This is a genomic window from Pseudomonas sp. SWRI68 (assembly GCF_014269165.1).
Taxonomy (GTDB): domain Bacteria; phylum Pseudomonadota; class Gammaproteobacteria; order Pseudomonadales; family Pseudomonadaceae; genus Aquipseudomonas; species Aquipseudomonas capeferrum.
In genome coordinates this window covers 1-3,074 of sequence record NZ_JABWRU010000045.1, presented here as the reverse complement: position 1 = coordinate 3,074, position 3,074 = coordinate 1, and the positions used below count along the sequence as shown (strand labels likewise).

The following is a 3,074-nucleotide window of genomic DNA, read 5'->3' as shown; positions in this document are numbered from 1 at the left end:
TGTCGAACGGCCAAACCATCACTGTTGAAGCCGGCAAGACCCAAGGCAGCGTTGACTTCCAGACCCCGGACAACGACGTCTACAACAACGGCTCGACTGTCAGCACCACCATCACCGACGCTACCGGCGGTAACTTCGAGCAGCTGACGCCGAACCCGACCCCAGCGCAGACCACGATCAACGACTCGGTCGACAACACCACTGCGACCCTGACCGCCAACCCTTCGGTGACCGAAGGCGGCGTGATCACCTACACCGTGACTCTGAGCAACCCTGCCCAGACGCCGGTTACCGTGACCCTGTCGAACGGCCAAACCATCACTGTTGAAGCCGGCAAGACCCAAGGCAGCGTTGACTTCCAGACCCCGGACAACGACGTCTACAACAACGGCTCGACTGTCAGCACCACCATCACCGACGCTACCGGCGGTAACTTCGAGCAGCTGACGCCGAACCCGACCCCAGCGCAGACCACGATCAACGACTCGGTCGACAACACCACTGCGACCCTGACCGCCAACCCTTCGGTGACCGAAGGCGGCGTGATCACCTACACCGTGACTCTGAGCAACCCTGCCCAGACGCCGGTTACCGTGACCCTGTCGAACGGCCAAACCATCACTGTTGAAGCCGGCAAGACCCAAGGCAGCGTTGACTTCCAGACCCCGGACAACGACGTCTACAACAACGGCTCGACTGTCAGCACCACCATCACCGACGCTACCGGCGGTAACTTCGAGCAGCTGACGCCGAACCCGACCCCAGCGTCGACTGTAATCAATGACAGTATCGATACCGTCACCGTAAGCATCGTCAGCAACGGCAACGTGACTGAAGATCAGCAGCCATCCTTCACGGTAAAAGTGAGCCAGGCGCTGGACCGTCCGCTGACCGTAACGCTGTCGAACGGCGAAACCGTCACCATCGAGGCCGGCAAGACCGAAGTCGAGTACAAGACTCCGGCCCAAGGCGATGACGTCATCAAGGACGCCGGCTCTGTGACGTTGAGCGTCACCGGCGCCACTGTCGCGGGTGCTACCTTCGAGAATCTGGCCATCGGCGGCCCGGCGACCGTTGAAGTTTCGGACACCGTCAGCGAAGTCGTTGCAACTTTGACTGTGGACAAGGCAACTGTGGCCGAAGGTGGCCAGGTGACCTACACCGTCACGCTGACCAACGCACAGGGCCTGTCTGTCACTGAGCACGGCGCGCTGACCTTCACCCTGACCGACGGTACAAAAGTCACGATTCCGGCCAACAGTGCTTCCGGCACTGCGACCATCACGGTTCAAGATGACGTGTACGTCGGCGGTCAGGGCGCTGTCGCCAACAAGCTTGAGTCGGTATCGGGCGCAGACAACTTCGAGAAGCTGACTTTGGGTGGTGATACCGTCACCACTTCTGTGACGGACGAGCCAGGTTCGGGTACCCCAGGCACCGGCAACGAAGGCGACCTGGTCAGGGTCACCATCACCGCCGACCAGGTTTCGGTCGCCGAGAACGTGAAGCCGACCTTCACCGTTCACATCAATACCGCCCTGACCCACGACCTGGTCGTGACCCTGAGCAACAACGCTACGGTCACTATCAAAGCGGGCGAAACCAGCGCGCCGTACAGCCACGATGCGCAAGGCGACGACGTTTACCAGGACGCCGGTGAGATCAGCCTGGGTATCAAGTCCGCCGTCGATGTCGATGGCCGTGCCTTCGAGAACCTGCAGCTGGGTGATGCCGCGTCGGTCAAAGTCACCGACACCACCGACGAAGTCATCGCCAAGCTGACCGCTACGCCTTCGGTCACCGAAGGAGGCGAGATTACGTACACCGTTACCCTGACCAACAAAGACGGTTTGCCGATCAACAACCACTCGCCGCTCTACTTCACCCTGAGCGACGGCAAAACGGTCATCACAGTGCCAGCCAACGGCACCGTCGGTACGGCCACTGTTACTGCTCCGGATAATGTCTACGTGGGCAGCAACACCCCGGTAGAGCAGAGCCTGCAATCGGTCAGCGGCGCAGACGCGTGGAAGTTCGAGCAACTGACCTTGGACAAGACCCCGGTCAGCACTACGGTTACCGACGAGCCAGGTACTCCGGGCAACGAAGGCGACGTGGTCAAAGTCACCATCACCGCGGACCAAGTATCGGTCGCCGAGAACGTCCAACCGAGCTTCACCGTTCACATCAACACCGCCCTGGACCACGACCTGGTCGTGACCCTGAGCAACAATGCCACCGTCACCATCAAGGCTGGCGAAACCAGCGCGCCATACACGCACGACGCGCAGGGCGACGACGTTTACAAAGACGCTGGCGAAATCAGCCTGGGCATCAAGTCTGCGGTCGATGTCGATGGCCGTACCTTCGAGAACCTGCAGCTGGGCGACGCGGCATCGGTCAAAGTCACCGATACCACCGACGAAGTCATCGCCAAGCTGACCGCTACGCCTTCGGTCACCGAAGGAGGCGAGATCACGTACACCGTCACCCTGACCAACAAAGACGGTTTGCCGATCAACAATCACTCGCCGCTGTACTTCACCTTGAGTGACGGTAAAACGGTCATTACCGTCCCGGCCAACAGCACCACCGGTTTCACCACCGTTACTGCACCAGACAACGTTTATGTCGGCACTAACGCCCCGGTTGAGCAGAGCTTGCAAGCGGTCAGCGGCGCAGACGCCTGGAAGTTCGAACAACTCACCTTGGACAAGACCCCGGTCAGCACCACGGTGACCGACGAGCCGGGTACTCCGGGCAACGAAGGTGATCTGGTCAAGGTCACTATCACCGCTGACCAAGTCTCGGTTGCCGAGAACGTGAAGCCGACCTTCACCGTTCACATCAACACCGCGCTGGCGCACGACCTGGTCGTGACCCTGAGCAACAATGCCACGGTTACCATCAAGGCCGGTGAAACCAGCGCGCCGTACGCTCACGACGCGCAGGGCGACGACGTTTACAAAGATGCCGGTGAGATCAACTTGGGCATCAAGTCCGCCGTCGATGTAGACGGTCGTGCCTTCGAAAACCTGCAGTTGGGCGATGCGGCGTCGGTCAAAGTCACCGAT

Annotated in this window: 1 protein-coding gene; it reads left to right on the top strand. The window is 60.3% G+C overall.

Annotated elements, in window-relative coordinates; genetic code table 11:
- A partial coding sequence (locus HU770_RS26670; protein ID WP_346769587.1) for an immunoglobulin-like domain-containing protein occupies positions 1 to 3,074 on the top strand: 3,074 nt, incomplete at both ends.